This is a genomic window from Chitinophaga sp. XS-30 (assembly GCF_008086345.1).
Lineage (GTDB): Bacteria > Bacteroidota > Bacteroidia > Chitinophagales > Chitinophagaceae > Chitinophaga.
The window spans coordinates 4,452,743-4,474,430 of sequence record NZ_CP043006.1 but is presented as its reverse complement, the minus strand read 5'-3'; the positions used below and the strand labels follow the sequence as shown (position 1 = coordinate 4,474,430).

The 21,688-nt window shown below is 52.2% G+C and carries 20 protein-coding genes and 1 tRNA gene; 11 read left to right on the top strand and 10 right to left on the bottom strand.

What is annotated here, in order from left to right:
• Positions 1-265: 265 nt before the first annotated feature.
• Positions 266-619 carry a hypothetical protein gene (locus FW415_RS18150; protein ID WP_148387909.1) on the top strand — a complete coding sequence of 118 codons (354 nt, stop codon included), beginning with the start codon at positions 266-268 and terminating at the stop codon, positions 617-619.
• 100 nt (positions 620-719) lie between these two features.
• Here FW415_RS18150 and FW415_RS18145 read toward each other — a convergent pair whose 3' ends face one another.
• Positions 720-2,312, bottom strand: a complete 1,593-nt coding sequence (locus FW415_RS18145) for a peptide chain release factor 3 (protein ID WP_246858794.1) — start codon at positions 2,310-2,312, stop codon at positions 720-722.
• A 149-nt stretch (positions 2,313-2,461) separates the two neighbouring features.
• Here FW415_RS18145 and FW415_RS18140 point away from each other — a divergent pair, with 149 nt between their 5' ends.
• Entirely contained in the window at positions 2,462-3,715 is a 1,254-nt protein-coding gene (locus FW415_RS18140; protein ID WP_148387907.1) for an ABC transporter permease, read from the top strand.
• 16 nt (positions 3,716-3,731) lie between these two features.
• Positions 3,732-4,739 (top strand): tRNA (adenosine(37)-N6)-threonylcarbamoyltransferase complex transferase subunit TsaD, encoded by a 1,008-nt coding sequence (gene tsaD / locus FW415_RS18135; protein ID WP_210420729.1) that lies wholly within the window; start codon positions 3,732-3,734, stop codon positions 4,737-4,739.
• Here the strand turns inward: tsaD and FW415_RS18130 are convergent.
• Positions 4,708-4,896, bottom strand: a complete 189-nt coding sequence (locus FW415_RS18130; RefSeq protein ID WP_148387905.1) for a hypothetical protein — start codon at positions 4,894-4,896, stop codon at positions 4,708-4,710. The two genes, tsaD and FW415_RS18130, sit on opposite strands and share 32 nt — an antisense overlap.
• A 34-nt stretch (positions 4,897-4,930) precedes the next feature.
• On the opposite strand from FW415_RS18130, the gene FW415_RS18125 reads away from it, so the two are divergent.
• Positions 4,931-5,671, top strand: coding sequence for a tRNA1(Val) (adenine(37)-N6)-methyltransferase (locus tag FW415_RS18125; RefSeq protein WP_168208875.1), 741 nt, complete (start codon positions 4,931-4,933; stop codon positions 5,669-5,671).
• Here the strand turns inward: FW415_RS18125 and FW415_RS18120 are convergent.
• Positions 5,634-6,872 carry an NAD(P)-dependent oxidoreductase gene (locus FW415_RS18120; RefSeq protein ID WP_148387901.1) on the bottom strand — a complete coding sequence of 413 codons (1,239 nt, stop codon included), beginning with the start codon at positions 6,870-6,872 and terminating at the stop codon, positions 5,634-5,636. The two genes, FW415_RS18125 and FW415_RS18120, sit on opposite strands and share 38 nt — an antisense overlap.
• A gap of 73 nt (positions 6,873-6,945) precedes the next feature.
• Here FW415_RS18120 and FW415_RS18115 point away from each other — a divergent pair, with 73 nt between their 5' ends.
• Both FW415_RS18115 and FW415_RS18110 read left to right on the top strand, forming a co-directional pair.
• Complete coding sequence (locus FW415_RS18115; protein ID WP_148387899.1) at positions 6,946-7,305, top strand: iron-sulfur cluster co-chaperone HscB C-terminal domain-containing protein; 360 nt, start codon at positions 6,946-6,948, stop codon at positions 7,303-7,305.
• Between the two features lie 8 nt (positions 7,306-7,313).
• Positions 7,314-7,397, top strand: a tRNA-Leu gene (locus tag FW415_RS18110).
• 215 nt (positions 7,398-7,612) lie between these two features.
• On the opposite strand, the gene FW415_RS18105 is transcribed toward FW415_RS18110, so the two are convergent.
• Entirely contained in the window at positions 7,613-7,960 is a 348-nt protein-coding gene (locus FW415_RS18105; RefSeq protein ID WP_148387897.1) for a DUF4375 domain-containing protein, read from the bottom strand.
• Between the two features lie 492 nt (positions 7,961-8,452).
• Here FW415_RS18105 and FW415_RS18100 point away from each other — a divergent pair, with 492 nt between their 5' ends.
• The 3 genes from FW415_RS18100 to FW415_RS18090 all read left to right on the top strand — a co-directional run bounded on the left by FW415_RS18100 (position 8,453) and on the right by FW415_RS18090 (position 12,707).
• Positions 8,453-10,045, top strand: coding sequence for a hybrid sensor histidine kinase/response regulator (locus FW415_RS18100; protein WP_168208874.1), 1,593 nt, complete (start codon positions 8,453-8,455; stop codon positions 10,043-10,045).
• 191 nt (positions 10,046-10,236) lie between these two features.
• Positions 10,237-11,256, top strand: a complete 1,020-nt coding sequence (locus tag FW415_RS18095; RefSeq protein WP_148387893.1) for a hypothetical protein — start codon at positions 10,237-10,239, stop codon at positions 11,254-11,256.
• Positions 11,257-11,480: 224 nt separating this feature from the next.
• Complete coding sequence (locus FW415_RS18090) at positions 11,481-12,707, top strand: mandelate racemase/muconate lactonizing enzyme family protein (protein ID WP_148387891.1); 1,227 nt, start codon at positions 11,481-11,483, stop codon at positions 12,705-12,707.
• Positions 12,708-12,790: 83 nt separating this feature from the next.
• On the opposite strand, the gene FW415_RS18085 is transcribed toward FW415_RS18090, so the two are convergent.
• From FW415_RS18085 to FW415_RS18060, 6 genes are all read right to left on the bottom strand, one after another.
• Complete coding sequence (locus FW415_RS18085) at positions 12,791-14,212, bottom strand: MATE family efflux transporter (protein ID WP_148387889.1); 1,422 nt, start codon at positions 14,210-14,212, stop codon at positions 12,791-12,793.
• A 186-nt stretch (positions 14,213-14,398) separates the two neighbouring features.
• Entirely contained in the window at positions 14,399-15,403 is a 1,005-nt protein-coding gene (locus tag FW415_RS18080; protein ID WP_148387887.1) for a sodium:calcium antiporter, read from the bottom strand.
• Entirely contained in the window at positions 15,400-16,260 is an 861-nt protein-coding gene (locus tag FW415_RS18075; protein ID WP_148387885.1) for a universal stress protein, read from the bottom strand. The genes FW415_RS18080 and FW415_RS18075 overlap by 4 nt, the downstream gene beginning before the upstream one ends.
• 10 nt (positions 16,261-16,270) lie before the next feature.
• Positions 16,271-17,104 (bottom strand): universal stress protein, encoded by an 834-nt coding sequence (locus FW415_RS18070; RefSeq protein WP_148387883.1) that lies wholly within the window; start codon positions 17,102-17,104, stop codon positions 16,271-16,273.
• An 87-nt stretch (positions 17,105-17,191) separates the two neighbouring features.
• Positions 17,192-18,013: a hypothetical protein gene (locus FW415_RS18065; RefSeq protein WP_148387882.1), complete on the bottom strand. Its 822-nt coding sequence runs from the start codon at positions 18,011-18,013 to the stop codon at positions 17,192-17,194.
• Positions 18,014-18,023: 10 nt separating this feature from the next.
• Entirely contained in the window at positions 18,024-18,854 is an 831-nt protein-coding gene (locus tag FW415_RS18060; protein ID WP_148387880.1) for a universal stress protein, read from the bottom strand.
• 209 nt (positions 18,855-19,063) lie between these two features.
• Between FW415_RS18060 and FW415_RS18055 the strand changes: the two genes are divergently transcribed.
• Entirely contained in the window at positions 19,064-19,720 is a 657-nt protein-coding gene (locus FW415_RS18055) for a BON domain-containing protein (protein ID WP_148387878.1), read from the top strand.
• Positions 19,717-21,687: an amylo-alpha-1,6-glucosidase gene (locus FW415_RS18050; RefSeq protein ID WP_148387876.1), complete on the top strand. Its 1,971-nt coding sequence runs from the start codon at positions 19,717-19,719 to the stop codon at positions 21,685-21,687. The genes FW415_RS18055 and FW415_RS18050 overlap by 4 nt, the downstream gene beginning before the upstream one ends.
• The last annotated feature ends 1 nt before the right edge of the window (position 21,688 follow it).

Here is a 21,688-nt window from a genome sequence, read left to right as displayed (position 1 = left end):
TTCATATGGAGTATGGATAATTGGTTCCTCCAAATTAGGCAAAAAAATCCTTTTTTCCGCATTGCGCAAATCAATTTTCCGAATACATAAACCGGCAGCGGGCGAGGGCGATATCTTTGATGCGGAATTTGAAGACAAACTTTTCTTTATTTATCACGCAATAATTGAGTTGGTCGTACAAGAAAACGGCGCCTTTTTCAGGGCGCCGTACCTGTTGGTGTAACATTGGCATTTTTCTGTCCGTTACACTGGAAATCCTTATGTTATGAAATCAGCCAAATATCTGTTGCCCCTTATCTGCATCCTCGCTTTTGCGGCCTGCAAGAAAAAGAGATCGAACGTTACCGCCTGCGGCATTGAAGACCCCGTGAAGAATCTGGCCTGGCTGAAGGACAGCGTCAACAGCGCAAAAGGCAGGAACCATACCGGAACCGTGAATCTTCGCAGGCACGAAGGGCGGGACTACCTGAATATTCAGCTGGAGATACAATCCTGCCTGTTTTGCCAGATCTACAACTGTGATGGTACGCGGCTTACCGAAGCATGGGACCTGCCGCTGATCCAGGAACTGCAGGCCACCAGTACAGACAATTCCTGGAAGACCATCGCCCGTTTTTGACAACAGTGACGGTATTCATCCCTGCTGCAACAGATGCAATGACAAACATGCTTCGCTTGTTGCAGACCGGCAGATCCTGAGCGCCCGGTGTCATACAGGTTTACTTGTGAATTTCCGATGTGAAATGGAATTCGATATCGGGGTTATTGGCGCGTTCTGTATTAAGATACCATTCCGACTGGGCGAGGTACACCAGGTGCCCGTCTTTATCCTCTACCACATTGGCGCTCTTGAAGCGGATAAAATCTTCCAGCTTCTGTTTTGGTCCCGTGATCCAGCAGGCTTTATAGAACGGCAGGCTATTGAACTGGCAGGAAGCGCCGTACTCCTGGAGCAAACGGTACTGGATCACTTCAAACTGCAGGTCGCCCACACAGCCGATGATCTTGCGGTTGCCGTTGTGCTGGGTGAACAGCTGCGCCACGCCCTCGTCCGTCAGCTGGCTGATGCCTTTTTCCAGCTGTTTGGTCTTCATCGGGTCCTTGTTCACCAGTTCCTTGAACAGCTCGGGTGAGAAGCTGGGGATGCCGGTAAAATAAAAGTTCTCGCCTTCCGTGAGCGTATCTCCGATCTTGAAGTTGCCGGTATCGAAAAGCCCCACCACATCGCCGGGGTAAGCATCGTCGATGATATTCTTTTCCCGGGCCAGGAAGTTATAGGGATTGGCGAAACGCACATCCTTGTCCAGCCGCACATGATGGAAATATTTGTTCCGCTCGAACTTGCCGGAACATACGCGCAGGAACGCGATCCTGTCCCGGTGACGGGGATCGAGGTTGGCGTGTATCTTGAAGATGAAGCCCGAGAATTTGTCTTCTCCCACTTTCACCGTCCGCGTACTGGCCTCCCGGTCCCGCGGCACCGGAGCGATCTCCACGAAGGTATCCAGCAGGTCCTTCACCCCGAAGTTGTTCACCGCACTGCCGAAGAACACCGGCGCGAGTTTGCCTTCGAGGTAAGGCTGTTTGTCAAACGGGTCGTACACCCCTTCGATCAGTTCCACGTCATTCCGCAGTTGCGCAGCATCGGTGGTATTGAACAGTTCATCCACTTGTGGACTGGTGAGGTCCGGCATGGGAACGATATCTTCATCCGTGGCTTTCCGGTTGGCGGCAAAGCTCACAAAACTCTTGTCGTACAGGTTATACACGCCCTTGAAATCCTTGCCCATGCTGATGGGCCAGCTGAGGGGGCGAACGCGGATATTGAGCAGTTCTTCCAGTTCATCCAGCAGGTCGAAAGGATTTTTGCCATCCCGGTCCAGCTTGTTCACAAAAATGATCACCGGCGTATCCCGCATGCGGCAGACCTCCATCAGTTTCTTGGTCTGCTCTTCCACACCTTTTACGCAGTCGATCACCAGTACCACACTGTCCACTGCGGTGAGGGTGCGGTAGGTGTCTTCCGCAAAGTCCTTGTGACCGGGGGTATCCAGCAAGTTCACAAGAATATCGCGGTATTCGAAGGTCATCACGGAAGTAGCCACGGAGATACCCCGCTGGCGCTCAATTTCCATGAAGTCGGAGGTCGTATGTTTCTTGATCTTGTTGGACTTTACCGCGCCGGCCGTCTGGATAGCGCCGCCGAACAGGAGGAATTTTTCCGTCAGGGTAGTCTTACCCGCATCGGGGTGGGCGATAATGGCAAAGGATTTCCTTTTGTTGATCTCGTTCGCGTATTTCATTTCGGTCATAAATGGGGGCAAAGGTACATTTTTATCCGGCCTTCGCCATGCATCCTGCCATCCATTTATCCAGCCTTCCCCTGGCTGGCGGTCATAGAAAATTGACCGGCGGTCACAAACACGATGGTGCGCGTTACTTTATATACTAAATTTGGAATATGCTTTCTACGCTGAAGATTTTATGGAGCAGTCTGAAAATGGCCCTGCAGGAACTGCGGGTCAACAAGCTGCGCACCTCTCTGTCCCTGCTGGGCATCTCCATCGGTATTTTCTGCATCATTGCGGTGCTGACGGTGACGGACAGTATGGAATCCAATATCCGCAACGATCTGAAATCCCTCGGCACCAATGTCATCTACCTTCAGAAGTGGCCCTGGGACGGGGGAGACGGGGAATGGTGGCGGTATATCAACCGTCCGCAGCCGAAATATTCAGAGATGAAGCAGATCAAGGACAAAGTATCCACTTCAGATGCGGTGACCTTTGTTTTTTCTTCCGGCGGCCGCAAGATCGAATACGGTGTAGATTATATGGAGGGCGCGGAAATGCTGGCGGTAACGATGGACCTGGAAAAGATGCAGGCGGTGGATATTGCGATGGGCCGTTATTTCAGTCCGAATGAACTCCTGCAGGGCAGCAATGTGATCGTGCTGGGCGCCAATATATGGGAAGGGCTGTTCCTGACGCCGGAGGCGGCGCTGGGCAAAGTGGTGCGTTTTGCCGGCCGTAACTGCAAGGTAGTGGGCCTGCTGAAGAAAAAGGGCGAAAGCCTTATGGGCGGGGTGATCAATGACAATACCATACTGCTGCCTTATCTCTTCGCCCGTACGATCGTGGATGAACGCCGTTATGCGGAACCGTTCTTTATGGTCCGCGCCAGGCCGGATGTGTCCGTGGGGCAGTTGAAAGACGATCTGACCGGGGCCATGCGGGCGATCCACCGGTTAAGGCCCACCGAGGAGAATGACTTTGCACTGAACGAGATCACCACGGCGCAGGACGAGCTGGAGAGCATCTTCGGGAATATCAACCTGGGCGGGGCGGTGATCGCCATATTTGCGCTGATCGTAGGCGGTTTCGGTATTGCCAATATCATGTTCGTGACCGTGAAGGAGCGGACCAATATCATCGGCCTCAAAAAGGCGGTCGGCGCCAGGCCTTCCATTATTTTGCTGGAATTCCTGCTGGAAGCCATCCTGCTCTGCCTGATCGGCGGTTCTATCGGCCTGCTGATCGTTTATATCGGCACTCTGATAGCCGGGAATCTGTTCAGCAGCTTCGAGATCGCCATGTCCACCGGGAATATTATCCTGGGGTTGAGCATCTCCGCAGTAGTGGGTATTATCGCCGGATTTATACCGGCATTTTCCGCCAGCCGGCTCGACCCTGTTGTTGCCATCCGCAGCAATTAGTAATTTTGCGCCCATTATGCCGATCTCTATTCTAGCTATTGAATCTTCCTGTGACGAAACCAGCGCCGCCGTGATCGTGGACGGGAAAGTGCTGTCCAACATCATTGCCAACCAGACGGTGCATGAGCAATACGGTGGTGTAGTGCCCGAGCTGGCCTCCCGTGCGCACCAGGAGAATATTGTGCCGGTGGTGGACCTGGCGCTGCGCAGATCCGGCGTCAACAAGAAAGACCTTAGCGCCATTGCCTTTACACAATCGCCCGGCCTGATCGGTTCACTGCTGGTCGGCAGCTGTTTCGCAAAGTCGATGGCCCTTGCCCTGGATGTCCCGCTCATCGGCATACATCATATGCAGGCCCATGTGCTCGCCAATTTCATCGATGATCCCAAACCGGCATTCCCTTTCCTCTGCCTCACCGTTTCCGGTGGCCATACACAGATCGTATTATGCGAAAGCCCGCTGCAAATGAAAGTGATCGGCGAAACGCTGGATGATGCGGCGGGAGAGGCATTCGATAAAAGTGCAAAACTGCTGGGCCTACCGTATCCCGGCGGCCCGCTGATAGACAAGTACGCGAAAGAAGGAAATCCTGAACGGTTCCGCTTCCCCGAGCCGCAGATACCGGGCCTGAACTTCAGCTTCAGCGGCCTGAAAACCGCCATTCTTTACTTCTTGCAGGAGAACAAGGCCAGGCAGGCGGATTTTGTGGAAACGAATCTCCGCGATATCTGCGCTTCCATTCAGCACCGCATCATCACTATCCTGATGAACAAGCTGGTAAAAGCTTCCCGCGAAACCGGCATCAGGGAGTTATGCGTAGCGGGTGGCGTAAGCGCGAACTCCGGCCTCCGGAACGCCCTGCAGGCCTATGGCGCGCAACATCAATGGAATGTGTACATCCCTGCCTTCGAGTATTGTACGGACAATGCGGCGATGATCGCCATGGCCGCGCATTATAAATATCTCGCCGGCGCATTCAGCCCGCTGGACGTTATTCCCAGCGCACGCGCAGCTTTTGAATAAAACCATCACTATTAAAAAGCTCATTTTGGAAAAAATTGAGACAGGTAGACGGATATTGCTGACCGGCGAAAGGGATGGCTTTCCCTGCAGCGGCATCAGCCGGCATCATCGCATAGCGATATGCGTCTGCCCGGCCTAGTGACAGCATTGTGATCATGGGAAACAGCTATTTCAGATTTAAACAGTTCACCGTGTACCAACAAGGCAGTGCCATGAAGGTGTGTACGGATGCCTGCATACAGGGCGCATTTACCGCTTTGCATGCGGGCAGGCCCGGCCGTGTGCTGGATATTGGCGCCGGAACGGGGTTGCTGAGCCTGATGCTGGCGCAGGGAGTGGGGGAAGCGATGCCCGGCGGAGATGGTATGATCGGTACCGGTGGCACGGATGATTCAGCATCTGTGGCCCTGATAGATGCGATCGAACTGGATGCCGGTGCAGCGGCGCAGGCACAGCAGAATTTTGAAGCCTCCCCCTGGAAGGAGCGGCTGCAGCTGATCCGTGAAGATGTGCGGGATTATCGTCCGGACTTTTCCTATTCCTTCATCATAACCAATCCTCCTTTTTACGAGAATGCGCTGAAAAGTCCGGATGACCAGCGGAATGCCGCTATGCATGCCGTTTCGCTGGATTATGAGGCTTTGCTGGCCGCGATATCCCGCCTGTTATCGGCGGACGGCCGTTTTTCGGTATTGCTGCCGTATGAGGGGTTTCAGCGGTTCCGGGGGCTGGCGGAGGCGGCGGGCTTTGTGCCGCAGGAATTGCTGGAGGTCAGGCAGGCGCCGGGGCGTGCGTATTTCCGCGCGGTTGGCATCTTTGCACGGGCTTTATCCGCGGCAACACAGCGGCAGGAGCTGACGATATATGACGATCGACGTCAATATACCCCTGCATTCATTCAACTACTGAAGCCTTACTACCTGAACCTGTAGCATACTCCTGCAGGTAGGCATACCGTTCCGTAAGCCTGCCATTGCGGGTGATGGTGGCCTTTTCTATCATGGGGCTTTTTTCTTTCAGCAATTCATCGAACACATATTTCATCAGCTGGTCGCCAAAGAACTGCGAAGCATCCCGCGGCAGTTCATTGGGCAGGTTGCCCACGCACATCATAGTCACCGAATCTTCTTCGTACGGGGCCGTTTTCTTTTGGGTGTAACGGTTGACGCCGTAGGAGGGGTTTTCGATGGTGCCATCGCCCAGGTTGCAGGGAATGGAGCCGTGTTTGTCATCCGTAATGTCGGCGATGACGCGGATGCGGAAGTTGTCCTTGGTGAGATCGCTCCAGGTAAAAAGCGGCTCGATATCCTTTTCCCAGTAGATGCCGTTCATGAGGATGTCGCTGCTCGTCACATAGGGGAGGAATTTGCAGTCGTATTGCGCAGGGTTGGCATGGAAGTCCTCCCGGCTGTAGGTTTTGTCTGTTTTACGAAGATACAGTTCCCCAGCTTTCAGCTGTGTGTAGACGGGGTAAGCGTATTCATTGAAGAGGAATTCTTCCGGCGGGATGTATTTGATCGCCAGCAGGCCCATCACTTCCAGGATACCTGCGGTAACCCTTCCCGAGCCGGTGGCCACGATCTTCAGCGGCGGCAGCTTCACGCCGAAATAGTGGGTGATCAGCTCCTGGAAATCGTGGCATTCATGCACCCGTTTGAAATCAAACAAGCCCGTTCTCCGTCCGTATTCCAGCAGACCGTTATGTGCGCCCACCACTCCGGCAAAGAACCCGAAGCCCAGTATCCGCTGCCCGTCCTCATGCACGAGACATTCATAATCTATGAGGGTGATCTCTTTTTCCAGGATGGCCTGCAGCATAGGCTGGTTCTGGGGCTGCTGTTTCTTCGTATGGGAGAAAAAGAGGTATGTTTTGCCCGGGATCAGTTGTTCCGGCGGCACCTCCTTGATGCCCATCAGGATGCTGCAATGGGAGAGGTTTTCCTGAACGGGGATGCCAGCCGCTTCATATTCCTCATCTTTATAACTGCGGTGAGGGGAGGGTTGCACGGTGATCCTGATGCCCGGGTAATGCGTCATGATCCATTTGCATTGCAGGGGCGTGAATGCAACGCGGTTATCCAGCGGAATCTTTTCTTCCCTGATCAGTCCGATTTGTATGAGCTGCGCAGTCATAAGTTTTTGGATATCATTAACGAATGCTGCAACATTACTGTAAATTTGCTGTTTAGCAAAATAAGTGCAAACGATGAAGGAAATAGCGATGGTGGAAGCGATGCTGGACCGCCGGGAACTGCTGACCGCAGAGGAGCGGCAGCCATTACCACACCTGTTCATGATGGAGATGCTGACGCTGAATGAGCATCTGGTGCAACTGGAACTGAACCCCTCGGCCGGGGGCATAGCGAAGTTCCGGCGGCAGGTCACCGGGATGCAGGAAGAACTGGCCGCTGAGATACGGTCTCTGCTGGAAAACGGGCATGAGGAAACCATGACGGCGACGGAATGGGAGCAGCTGAAAGAGTTTCACTACAAGCAGAAATATTTATTGCGGATTTTACAAAGATTATCTACATTTGCGTCCCGCGATCAGGTGTCTTCATCGTGATCGCGTCCCCCCAGATGGCGGAATTGGTAGACGCGCTAGACTCAAAATCTTGTTTCGGCAACGGAGTGCAGGTTCGATTCCTGTTCTGGGGACAAGAGAAAGGCCGGAGATTTGTTCTCCGGCCTTTTTTAGTTATGCCAAATTCGGCTTTCGCTATTGAAGGATGCAGGATTGCTTTTGTTTCAGCGCAAGAAATTCCGGGAAAGGAGTAATGGGTAAATACCTGTAGCAGATCAGCCTGACTTTAGAAGACGCTGTTCTGTGGGGCAAAACCAGAGTTTTTTGGGGCTGCATTTTCCGTCAACAATCATTTATCAATAAATGCTGCTTTATGTTTCCGAATATACGCTGCTTGCATTTGTTGCAAATCTTCCGTTTTGTATAGTTCGAAGAATTCATCGTCAAGCTTATTCAACGGGTCGCCGTCATCTGATTGGCTGATAGTTTCGTGATTTCTTTTTTCAAAAATCATATTTGCCTGTTTAGTCAAGTCTGCGAATTTGTCGGCCCCGATAAGCTTTAACGCGTTAGGCAGGTGCGTGTAGAATTTCCGACTTGAATTGAAGTAGGACTGGTTGTAGCCGCCATTATTTACTTCTGCTGCTAAAAGCCAGATCATATAGATAGTTTGGCGAGACTCATGGGTGCAGCCCATTAGGTATCCCCACGCAGCTGATCCTGCGGCAGTTTGGTATCGCAGCCAATCCTTATGCTACAACCAGCGCATCGGTAAAACCTCCGGGGAATCATGAGCACCTGGATTAAGGCATCTTTTATTCAAACCAGTTGGTGATGAAGATTCCAAAATTGACATTTCTATTGTAAATCAACGAACTTCAGATACCAAACCCGGAATATCGTCAATATGGATGTTCAAATACGGCATTTCATTTACAAATGATTAACAATTGACGCCCTTGTTCAATAGATAAAAGACGTATTTTACGGCCCAGCCAAACAACCTACAACCCTTATGATCCGTCCTTCGTTAGCTGTCCAAACATTTGCGGCATTTTGTCGAAGGCAGGTATATTTCCTTGTCAATGCGGGCGTTGTTCCCGGTGACTCCCTGCGTAACAAAAGGACCAGGATAATCAATATTTCAAGCCTGATTGCCGCATCACTGGTATTTTTTTTCGGTGGGGGATTGACCATCTTTTCCGGAAGAACCGCGATACTGTATCCGGCAGTTCCTGAAACGGCCATGTTTGTCAGCGTGATCTGGCTCAACCATCAGCGGAAGTACTTTTATGCCGCTTTGATCTGGCATCTTACCTTTTGCATGGCCACCCTGATCTTCGGGATCATGCTTCGCACGGTCATTGACGCCACGCATATGGCGGGATACCTGATCGGAGCACCTTTGCTGATCTTCAAAAAAAGTGAAACCAGGCTTCTGATGGCCTGCATAGCCTGTTCCGTTACGGCGCTGGTGGGGATTGAACTTAATACGCATCTGCATTTTTTCCCTCCGCTGGAAATCTCATCCAGCCTCTATCCCGTGTTCCGGGTAGCTACCTGGACAACCGTGATCGGACTGAATGTTGTGGTGCTCCTGTTCTATCTGCAGCTCAACAATATGCTGATGGACAGGTCCGCAAAAGCGAATGCCAAACTCAGGAGATTGAATAAGAAACTGGCGAAGGCCAGCGCCTACAAAACGGTGTATGTCAACGAAACCACCCATGAGCTGCGGGCGCCCCTTAATGCGCTCTATGCCATCAGCCAGCTGTTGGATGATGAAAGCATAAAAGGAGAGGACCTCCGGAAAATGCATAGCAGTATTGGCCACTCGGTGAACCTTTCTTTAGAAATCATTAACAACGTTCTGGAACTGGCCAAAATTGAAACAGGCAGGATACTCCCGCCAAAAATTGAGCGGATGCAGGTCAGGGGCTGGCTGGAAGACATAAGCCACATGTTTTCCTATCAGGCATCATTCAAGCAGATCACCTTTGAACTGAACGTGGAAGCACAGGTGCCTGATGAAATCAATTTTGCCCGTGTACAGGTTACGCAGATCGTCAATAACCTGATCAGCAATGCCGTCAAATTTTCAAAGGAGTGTTCCGCGATCCGGATTGCGGTTGGCTGCAATAAGCAGGATTGGTGGATAGCGATCAGCGATAACGGCATCGGTATGGACCAGTCTACCCTGGATAAGGTATTTATACCCTTTTACAGCAGCGGTACAGGCAATCCCCAAGGTACCGGCCTGGGTATGCACATCGCTAAAAAGCTGACCGAAAGATTAGGCGGTGGACTGACCGCTGAAAGCGAATTGGGCCAAGGCTCCCGGTTCACGGCCCGGTTCCCCCTGGAGGCGGCGGCGGCTGTACCCGCAACAGCTTTGCCCAATGTTCCTTCGCTTCCGCATCCGGTAAAAGTTCTGATCATTGACGATGACAGCATAGGCAACCGGTATTATGCCAGGGTGCTGAGCAAGATGGGTTGCACTGTTGTTATTGCGGAGACTGGGAAAACAGGTCTGGAGAGCGCCGTGGGTAATCCGCCCGACCTCATTCTGATGGATATGTCTTTACCCGACACCAACGGCAAAGCATTGCTGCAGTCATTTCAGCAACATCCCGTATTAAACAATATCCCGGTGGTCTTCGTTACCGGCAGCTTCCTGAACGCAGACCAGCAAAAGGCTATGGAACTGGGAGCAAAAGCATACGTTGTAAAGCCGCTGCGCGTGGATACCATCAGCCACATTCTGGAAAAATACGGACGGTAATCTGTCATCCGTTTTATGTATTATCATTTGATTGTTAATTATTTATAAGAGCATAAACTTTTTTGATGCCTGCATTATCGATGCAGGCATTTTTTTTATATTACCCGCAAGCCCCGCGCATCCTCCCTTTTCTCAGCGCCTATCTCTATATTCAACTATCTATTTTATTCAGTAACCTTAAATTATTATTTATGGAATCTATTATCCTGCCCAGGCGGCTTTACTGCCCCTTTCCATCCCGTATTAACAGTCACGTCATTGCGGCGGATGATCATACCGTGAGGTGGATCCGCCGGTTCAGGCTGTTGCAATCTGAAGAGCAGATCCGGCTTTACCGGAATCAGGGGTATGCCTATATGGTGGCCCGGATGTTCCCGAATGCAGACTTGGAAACGCTTTGCGCTTATTCCGATCTGAACACGCTGTTGTTTCTGGTAGATGATTTTCTGGATCAAAATGATGCCATGGTATCCGGCGGCCATGACAGCGGCTCCGTAGAGAAATTCTCCCAGATCTTCGTCGCCATTTTAAACGACCCCGCTGTGGGCCACGGGAGCAATGAACCGGTTTTTGCTGCACTGGCGGACCTTTGGGAAAGGATTCTTAAACTGGGAACGCCCCAATGGATAGAAAAATACAAAAAAAGCCTGTGGCGCATTTTCCATGCGGCGCTCTGGCAGCACAAGAACATTGAGGCCGGCGTCTGGCCTCCGTTGGAGGATTACATGAGCCGCCGGCAATACATTGGAGCGGCGAATGTAGCAACGGATTGTATAGAGATGATCGACCGGATCACCTTGCCGGATACTGCCTGGCAACACCCGGTGCTGGTGGAGCTGACGGAGATTTGCCGTAATACCGTCTGCTGGGCCAATGACCTCTTTTCACTCGCCAAGGAACGCGAGATGGGAGAATACCACAACCTGGTGACCATACTGGCGCATGAAAAACGATTATCGATGCCCAGGGCAATTGCCAGGACCATCGGGATCCATGACCAGCAAGTCCGCCGGTTTATCCGCTTGACAGCCACGCTGCCGGATTTCGAAGAAAAGACCAACCTGGAGATAATCCGGTATGTAGAGGGCTTGAGGGCAATCATGCGGGCGAACATCGACTGGAGCAACCACGAAACCAGCCGGTACCGTTTTCAGTATGCTGACCAATTGGAGACAGTGCCCAGATTGTCACTGGTGACTGCGGAAAGGTAGCATGTTTTGAAAATCACCAGGGTCGCCCGCCTGACGCATGCGGGCGGGTGACCCTGGTCTTACCGGCCGTCAGCGCCTTTCCGGCACCATGTCAACTTCCCCCGCTTCCGTGATTGCCGAAAGGAGTAATACAGGTTTGTTATTGACCGCCTTTTTACTATTTTGGTGTGCGAACACACATGACACCCTATTATTTCCATATCAAAAACATATAACCCACTGTTATGAACAGAAAGCATTTCATCAGATCTGTATCTCTCGCCGGCCTTGGTACGGCCTTGTTGCCTGAAAGCCTTTTTGCCGGCCGCGCTATAAGCCCGGAGACCGCTTTGGGCGTAGCAGAACGCTATCCGGAGCTGAATGCCCACAAAATAGCTGCTGTGCATATGGGCGAGGTGAACTTCCACTGGCCAAGACTCGTAGGCAAGAACGCCAAGCTGGATGTACATGGTCAGCACCACCGGGAAAGGGTGCTGCAGATCGTGACGGATAAAGGCGCCACCGGATGGGGACAAACCGGTTTTCGTAATCAGGAAGAAGCCTCGGCTATTGTGGGTAAACCGCTGTCTGCACTCATAGACCCGCAAAATGGCATCCTGGCGGCTACGCCGCGGCATGCAGACATAGCCCTGTTCGATCTCTGCGGCGTTGTCCTGAATAAACCGGTGTACCAGCTGCTGGGCGCTAAAGGAGACCTTGAAACACCGGTGTATAGCGGGATGATCTACCTAGATGAACTGGAACCTTCCGGCAACCCGGCCGGCCTTGATAAAGTAATGGAAAATTGCCGTTGGGACTATGACTACGGGTACCGCCAGTTGAAGGTGAAGATCGGCCGCGGTTTTAAATGGTACCCGCACGACAAAGGCCTGCAAACGGATATTGACATTGTGAACAGGATCCAGGCAGCGTTTGGTAAGGATACCGGTGTATTGGTCGATGCCAACAACGGCTACAGTCTGGATGACGCAAAGGCCTTCATGACAGGGCTGAAAGATGTGCCGCTCGTATGGTTTGAGGAACCATTCCATGAGGAAGCCGGTTTGGCCCGGGACTTCCGCAAATGGATGAATGATAACGGTTACCGGCAAACGCTGTATGCGGATGGGGAATATCAGCCGGACCATGAGTTGTGCATGCAGCTGGGCAAAGAAGGTATTCTGGATGTGTATCTGCCGGATACCTACGGTTACGGATTCTCCAGCTGGGTAAGGTTGATGCCCGAGCTTATCCGCAATAAAACTTTAGCCAGTCCCCATGCCTGGGGCACTTTCCTGAAAACGAACTATACGGCGCATCTTGCGGCCGGGCTGGGAAATGTGGTCACGATAGAAGGCGTGACCTGTGTTACGGATGATGTGGATTTCAGCGGCTACAGGATCGTAAATGGGAAACTGAAAGTATCGGAAGGGCCCGGCTTCGGGATGAAGCTGCTGAAGAAGCTGGCTTAGATGCATGACAAAAATAAAACGGCGGGAAAACAGACCATTCGGTGCGCTGTTTTCCCGCCGTTTTGTATAAAGTCAACTTTATATTATACCATAGCGGTTTTCCATTTTCCCCTCGTGAACAGCCAGAGCGTGAATATACCTACGGAGGTCTCCGATATGAACACGCCCCAGAATACCCCTGAATGTTCCCACCCAAGTTTGATCGCGAGGAAGTAGCATAGCGGTATTTGTATCAGCCAGAAGAACACCACATTGATCTTGGTGGGTGTTTTGGTATCACCGGCACCGTTAAAGGCCTGTACTGATACCATCCACCATCCGTACACAAAATAGGAGTAGGAGAGTATGCGCAGCCATTCCCCGCCGATGGCTATTACTTTCGCATCGTCCGTGAAAATGCTCATCAGCGACTGGGGGAAGAAGAAATACACAAAGGAAACACCAACCAGGAAGATCATATTATAAACGCCGATCTTCCAGATGGAGGCCTCCGCGCGGTCCGGCGCACCGGCGCCGAGGTTCTGGCCGACCAGTGTTGCGGCGGCGTTTGATAATCCCCATGCCGGCATCATGGTGAACATCATGATACGCAGGGCGATGGTGGAGCCTGCTACGGCTTCGCTGCCCACATCGGCCATGATCCGCATCAGGAAGATCCAGGAGGTCATGCCCACGATCATTTGCCCTACACCGCCCAGTGATGTGCGGATAATGTTCATGATGGTTTTTGCATCCCAGTAAAGCTGGGCGAGTGTTACACGGATGTGTTTCCCGCCTTTGAAGAGCAGCCACAGCTGTGTGGCAACACCAATCCCCCTGCCGACGTTAGTGGCGATGGCGGCACCTTCTATACCCATGGCGGGGAACGGGCCCCATCCGAAGATAAGTATCGGGTCCAGGATAATATTGATGCCATTGGCGATCCATAGCACGCGCATGGCAATGGCCGCGTCTCCGGCTCCCCGGAAGATGGCATTGATCACGAATAACAGCATGATCACGCCATTACCGCCGAGCATCCATTGTGTGTACCGGTAGCCGTGGTCTATGCTCCACTGGTCAGCCCCCATCAGGGTCAGCAATTCTTTTGCGAAGAAAATGCCGCCGATGGCGAAAGGAATGGAAGACAGGATGGCGAGGAAAATAGACTGAACGGCCGAAGCCCCTGCGTCTGCCCCTTTCTTTTCCCCGATCCTCCTGGCAATGATAGCGGTCACCGCCATGGAAAGCCCCATCGCAATGGAATATAAAAGGAACAGGTAAGTTTCCGTCAGCCCCACCGTTGCCACGGCGGACGGGCCAAGGCGGCCCACGAAATATATGTCCACTACCGCAAAGGCAGATTCCATCACCAGTTCAAGGATCATGGGTATGGCCAGCAGGAAGATAGCTTTCCTGATGCTGATCTGCGTATAGTCAGCTTCCGTACCCCGGATGGCATTCCCCAACTCTTTCCAGAACGAACTGGAGGGAATATGAGGCGCTGTGTTTGTTGTTGCTTCCATATAATATTTTGATGACACAAATTTAAATGAACGAGTGCCATATAAAATTGTACAAATGTGACATTATATGGGGGGTAATGCGACAAATATCCTGTCCGGGACGGGTAATACTCCCCTGACAGCCGTTTTGCGGGCAAACATAGTTCCTCAATTACAAGCGGTATTCATCAGAATGTTGTTCCCCTGTCATCCCATCGTGTACAAAGCGGTCATCAGCAGGCTATACAGCAGGATCAGGATGATCGCATCTATCCCCAATACAAAACGTTTGGCCGGGGTGCTGTAAATGATGCCGACGCCCGCGATGGCGGTCATCAGCAAGGTTACCAGACCGCTCAGCGCATGGATGGGATTGATGAGCGAAAGCAGGGGACCTTTGACGTACATCAGGTCATCCAGCCCGAGAATGAACATATTGAAGATATTGCTGCCAAGCACATTGCCTACCGCCATATCTATGCTGCCGCGCCTCACAGCGCTGATGGAGGTGACCAGTTCGGGGAGGGAAGTTGTGGCTGCTACCAGCAACGTTCCGACAAAGGACTTGTTGGCGCCGGTCCGTTCGGCAAGCATGTCTGCAAAGAATGGCAGGGCGATGGCTCCGGTGATCACCAGGGATGCAAGCAGCACGTACATTTTTACCGCTTTGCGCAGGGAGATGCCGGTATTGTCTGACGGTGGTGGTGTAACGATCTTGACATCCTGCTGATGACCGCTCTTGTACATCAGCCAGGTAAATACAAGATAGAGAACGATCAGCAGAACTGAAGCACTGCTGAACCAGCCGATCATCGGGAACGCTTCACTGAACAGCATGGCGAGAATAGACAAGGAGATGAGGAAGATGCCGGAGAACCCGGCCAGCAGGTGCTTTTTAGTGACAACGGAGGAGAGCGGCTTTCCGGGAACAAAATAGTCGAGCACAGCGAGGATAAGCAGGTTGAAGGCACAGCTGCCCATAATGTCTCCCACAGCAATATTCGGTGCATCTACGATGAAGATTGAACTGATGCCGGTGAACAGTTCCGGCAAAGAGGTAACTGCAGCCATCACCACCAACCCGAACATAGCCTTGCCTACGCCGGTCAGTTCAGCAATAATGTCTCCATACCTGGAGAGCTGGGAACCGCAGACGACAATCAGTGCGGAACAGGTCAGGAAACCGGCAATGATCATGAACATCGGGATCATGCGCCCGCCTTTTTGCTTTTTATGGTTTCCGGTACAATGAGCAGAGGTTTACTGGTCACGCAGGCCATATTCCTGGTAAGGTTGGTCAGGAAGAAGCGTTCCAGCAGGGTTTTCCTGCGGCGGACCATCGCCATCATATCATAAGGCACAGATGTATCCAGCATTTCGATGGAACTTTTGACAGAAGCGGTTTTGATCAGGCGGAACTTCAGGTTGGTTTTCCCGAAGGTCTTTTGCAGGTAGCTTTTATAAAGCGTAAAATCCTTTTTTTCTTTTTCAGTGTTGTCCGGATCGTCTTTGTACAGATGCACGGCCTCTACTGTTGCACGGTATATTTTGGCGAATTGCAGAATATAGGCGGTGGCGTTTTCATCCGCTTCGCGGCAGCCGGTTGCGAAAACAATATGGCCAGGCTTTTGCCAGACGGCATTTTCAGGAACGAGGAGTACGGGAATATTGCTTTTTCCGGCAACAGCCGCCGCTATGCTGCCGAGGACCACTTTTTTCAATCCGCTGGCTCCCTGGGTACCCATGATGATCAGGTCGATATCATTATCCTGCCCATATTCCAGCACACTGGATATCACAGGCAGATGGCTGATGACCGTTGATATCTCCACCTCCGATCCTCCCGCCACCTTATTTATCAGCCTCCGCATGCGCTTGCGGACGTTGGCCTTTGTCTGCCTGTTGTATTGCCGCCGTTTTTCATCGGTTTCAATAAAGACGCTTTCCAGCGGAATCAGGGAATGATAGAGGGTGATGTTGCCGCCGCTTTGCGAAGCGATCTCGAAAGCTGCCCTGAAAGCCCTTTCGGCAGCAGCGGAAAAGTCTGTGGGAACCAGGATGTTTTTCATGAATAGCTGTTTAAGGATGTGTGATAAATACCGGGATGTTCACGGTTCTCAATACGTTTTCCGCCTCGCTGCGGTGGAAGAACCGGGACATCCGGCTGCGGCCATATGCGCCATAGGTGACCAGGCAGTCTCTCCGGTGCATCAGCTGCGCCAGGAATTCAGCCCTGGGCTCGCCGTTGAGCACGGTGTATTTTACTTCGTCGTAGTGTATTTCCAGGTAGTTTTTCAGCAATTTCTCATGCGGCAGCTCTTTGGCTCCGCCTTCCACTACGTAAATAACCTGAACGGGTATGTCCCGCATACCGGGAAATAACTGTGTAAACTGCCGGATCGCATACATGGAAGAGCTGGTGCCGTTATAGGCGAATATTACTTCCCTGGCGGGGTTCAGTTTTTCCGGAATGACAATGACCGGGCATTCCGCTTCCGCCAGCGCATCCTTGACGAACCGGGTGGGATTGCTGTCGAACAGCGTGGCAAAAGAAGTATTGTGACTGATCAGCAGCAGGTCCGCAAACCTGCTTTCAGCTATGATCTTCAGTATGGGAATACCGGTGGTCTCATGCATATCCGGCTCCATATCCCGTTCCCGGCAGGCATGGATCAGCTTTACCAGGTTTTCTTCTTTTCTTTTGGCTACATCCGCAGCCAGCTCGGCGTTGGTCCGCAGGTCTGTGTACACGCCGTCAGCATGCAAACCGGTCAGCGGCAACTGGGTAGCCAGGATGTTTTCCATGAAAACAAGGGTAAGCTTGCCTCCGGCCTCCCGTGTGATATAATCGAATCCATCCAGCTGGGAGGGAGTGAAGTTGAGTGCGTCTATAACGCCAACGATCTTTTTCATGCGCGAAGGGTTTTGTTTTACAAAGCTAAGAGATGGCCGGGCTACAGTTGATGACCGCGGTTAGCGGACCGGCTGACCCTGGTCCGTTTAACGGTGAGCAATGAATATAGGTAATTTATGGTCATTGATGACCTGCGTGACGAAACTCTTCCGGAACATCATGGAAAGGTCCGAACGGCCATATGACCCGCTGACGAGCATCGGGTGTTTCAGTTCGGATAACCAGGTGTTGAGGTGCTTGCCGGAGCGCCTGGGCAGCACTTTGATGCTGAGGTTGGAAAAATGGCTGGACACCAGTTCTTCCGCATAATCCTTATCCGGCATTTCTTCGTTTTCCGAAGCAGCCAGGTACACCATGACGGCCTGCTTTTGGGTGAGCCCGGGGAACAGGCAGGTGAAACTTCTGATCGCGTGTGTGGAATCATCGCTGCCGTCGTAAGATAGTACAATGCTCTCCGGGAAGGTGAATTTCTCCGGCACCAGTACGACCGGGCATTCCGCATCCTGTACGGTCATGCGCAGGTATTCATTCGGTGTTTCCATCCCGAAGTTCTCATAGAATTTTTCGCTGCCCAATATCAGCAGGTCAGCAAACCGGGTCTCTTTCCGCAGTTCGGGGATGGCGAGGTCATAAGGATATTTATGGACCCGGTGCTTTATACCGTAGTGGTTGCATTCCTGTTCAAATTTCAGGATGTTCTTTGCAACGGTCTTTCCGGCCGTTTTTTCCAGCAGGGGAATGGAGGATGCCGAGCCGGCGGTGGCATAGGTCCAGCTGACGGAGAGGTCCAGATGCGGAAGAAATACGCCGATCAGCATAACAGGCTGCATGTCATTCATACGGCGGGCAAATTCGAAGGCGCCCCGGGAGAACTGTTCTCCATCGAAAGCGAGCAGTATTTTTTTCATGTCAATGGTTTTAGCGGTGTGTGATGAATATGGGCAGTGAGATGATCTTTACTACCGGGTCTGCATGGCTCGGAGAGAGCATGCCGGATATCAGGCCTCTGCCGAATGCCCCCATGACCACAAAGGCGTTCTTGCGGCCCAGCAGGTATTCGAGTAGCTGTGCGCGGGTGCGCTCATCTTCCCTGATCAGGATCTCGTTACGGCTGTAATGGGTGTTCAGCCATTCCTGCAGTTTATGCTGGCTCTTCCCGATCTTTTTTCCGGGAGGGACCACATCGAAAACGATGACTTTTCTGTCTTCCATTTCCGGGAACAGGTAAGCGAATTGTTTGATGGCAAATATGGAAGAGGGGCTGCCATCGTAAGTGAAAATGATCTCGTCTATACCGTCAAAGCTATCCGGTGGCAGTACTACCGGGCATTCCGCAGCGGCAAGCACTTCCTGGACGAATTTTGTTGGCGGGCATTCCCGGTTTTCAGTGAAAGAAGTGGAACTGTCAATCACCAGCACATCCGCATACCGGCTTTCGGAAATGACCTCATGAAGCGGCGCTCCCGCATCCTGGTGAATAGCACAGTTAACGCCTCTTAATTCACAGGCGTCTTTGAACTCGCGGATATGTTCTCTGCTGAGCGTTTCCTTGAGTTGTTCGGGAGAATCAGCGATTTCCCCCGAGATGGCCTTTTCCCTGATAAAAGCCGGGGAGCGGGTCTCGTGTTCCCGGTTTTCAAGGAACACACCGGTCAGCTTCGAATCCGTGAGATTACAGAGGAAGCAGGCGAAATCCAGCCGCTGGATATTCAGTTTCACCGCATCGGTGATATAGAGGATCTTTTTCATCTATGATGCTTTTTGGGAGTTGGAGAAAGTTGATAACATCAGCAAGCTAGTGCAATAGCAGGCGGAGAAAAATGACGGCAGATGTGGATGTCGTTGATTGTCGTCACTGACCGGGATCATCTTCAGGAGGGATGACGGTCATTGTAATACTCCTTGTCAGCGAGGTAAATTTGAGAGCAATCTCCATTTTAACTTTTAAATCCAAAGACATGAAAAAAACAGATATCCAATTGCAGAAAGACGTGATGGAAGAACTACAATGGGAACCATCCCTGGAAGCTTCCGGCGTTGGCGTTGCCGTAAAGGATGGTATCGTTACCCTTAGCGGCACCATCGCCAACTACAGCCAAAAACTCGCTGCGGAGAACGCTGCCAAAAGAGTAAAGGGCGTACGTGCCGTAGCGGTAGACCTCGAAGTCAGGCTTTCCACCGGTGAAAAAAGGAATGATGCTGATATTGCCGAAGCAGTATTGAATGCATTGAAGTGGAACAGCTTTGTGCCGGAAGAGAAGATCAGGATAAAGGTAGACGACGGATGGCTGACGATCGAAGGTGAAGTGGAATGGGGGTTTCAGCGCGAATCTGTGACAAATGCCGTCAAGGACCTGCTTGGCGTAAAAGGTGTCCGTAATCTGCTCAGCATCCGTCCCGTAATTGCGCCTTCCATTGTCAGAGACAGGATCAAAAAGGCGCTTTCCCGGCGCGCAAATGTCGAATCCGAAGGCATTGATGTGCAGATGGATGGCGGCCATGTAACCTTGAAAGGAAATGTGCGCTCCTGGAGCGAACGGGAGGAAGTGGAACGGGCGGTATGGTCTGCTCCGGGCGTTCTGGATGTTAAAGACGAACTGGTTGTAACGCCATGATAAAGGACCGCTACAACAGTGCATTCATGCAGGACCCTTCCTCCTCCACCAGTCTTGAATACCTGCAGGTGGCGAGGGAAGGGGCTTACACCGCCTCATCGGTCTGCGGCTGCAATACCCGCAAGTATCATGGCTTGCTCGTAGTACCGCAGCCGCAGATAGACGGGGAGGAGCATGTGCTGTTGTCAGCTTTGGAAGAAACCTTGTCCTGTAATGGGGAAGTTTACCACTTTGGCGCTCATCGTTATCCCGGAGCCTATTATCCCGAAGGTTTCCGGTATATCCGCGGGTTTACTGCAGGCCGTGTTTTAGAATGGACGTATGAAGCAAACGGCTGTTTGTTCAGGAAAGCGTTGGCATTGGAAGATGAGAAGAACCGGTTAATGATCCGCTATACCCTCCTGGAGGCGCCCGGTCCGGTTACCCTCAGATTGCTGCCTTTGCTGGCGTTCCGGAACAAACATCATGTCGGCGGTTTTAACGGGCATCTGCACCCTGCCGTACAGTCCGCTGCTTCCGGCGTGCAGATCCGGTACCCCGTTTATACCCCGCTGTACCTTCAGCTGTCCGGTGGCAGCGTGTTCTTTGCTTCCCCGGAATGGTTTTATAATGTGGAATATCCGCTGGAACGTGACCGGGGATATACCTTTCATGAGGATTTGAACGCTCCGGGTTTCTTTGAGCTGAAATTGGCGCGGGGAGAAACGATCATCCTGTCCGCCGGTCTGCAGGAAGAAGACCCTTCCGGGTTCCGGGAAGCGTTCAACAGCATGGTCCCGGAAACGGCAAAGCCTTCCGGCCTGAAAGAACATCTGCTGCGCGCCCGCCGGCATTTCCTGGTAAAAATGGGCGATGAAATGGTCATAAAAGCCGGTTACTACTGGTTCGGTTCCTGGGCGAGGGATACCTGTATTTCGTTGCCCGGTCTCACATTGACCGATGGCGATACCGGTACTTTCCGGGCGGTGGTCAGTACCCTGGCAGCCCGGCTGAAAGGCGGGTTGCTGCCCAATGCAGGGATTGGGGAAGCGGCCCTTTATAACACTGCTGATGCATCGCTCTGGCTGGTATATGCCATACAGCAATATGCCGCAGGGCAGGGTGCCGCTGCTGTTTGGGAAACGTACGGGGATATGCTGGCATCCATCCTTTATCATTACCGGCAGGGAACCATGTTCAATATCGGGGCGGATGATGACGGGTTGATATCCGCTGCCGCCGAAGGATATGCGCTGACCTGGATGGATGCAGTCGTTGATGGTGTGCCGGTTACACCGAGAGCAGGGAAGCCGGTGGAGATCAATGCGCTTTGGTACAATGCCGTCTGTTTCTGCCTGGAAGCAGCAGCACTCGCAGGAGATAAAGGCTTTGTGCGGGAATGGGAGGCCTGGCCGGAGAAGATCAGGGCCTCTTTTGTTGCTGTTTACTGGAACGAGGACAGGAAATATCTGGCGGATAACGTCTTTGGAACGATGCAGGACTGGTCTGTCCGCCCCAACCAGGTATTTGCAGTTTCCCTGCCTTATTCCCCGTTAACTCCCGCCATGCAGGAGAGTGTATTGAACAAAGTGAGGAAAGAGTTGCTCACCCCCCGCGGTCTCCGCACTTTATCACCTTCGGATGAAAGGTATCGCGGGGCATACGGCGGGGATCAGCGCACAAGAGATCACGCCTACCACCAGGGAACCGTATGGCCCTGGTTGCTCGGCCATTTTGCTGATGCATACGCACGGGTGTACCAGGAGACGGCATTGCCCCTGCTGGAGGCGATCTTTCAGGGAATGGAGCCGGCTCTGCAAGAGTATTGCCTGCATACTGTTGCGGAGGTTTGTGACGGGGATGCACCCCACCGGTCAGGCGGAGCGGTGTCCCAGGCATGGAGCGTGGCCGAATTGCTTCGCCTGGCAGATACCGTGGAACGGTTGAAAAAAGGATACCGGCGTTTTCAGTTAACAGTTCACAAATAAA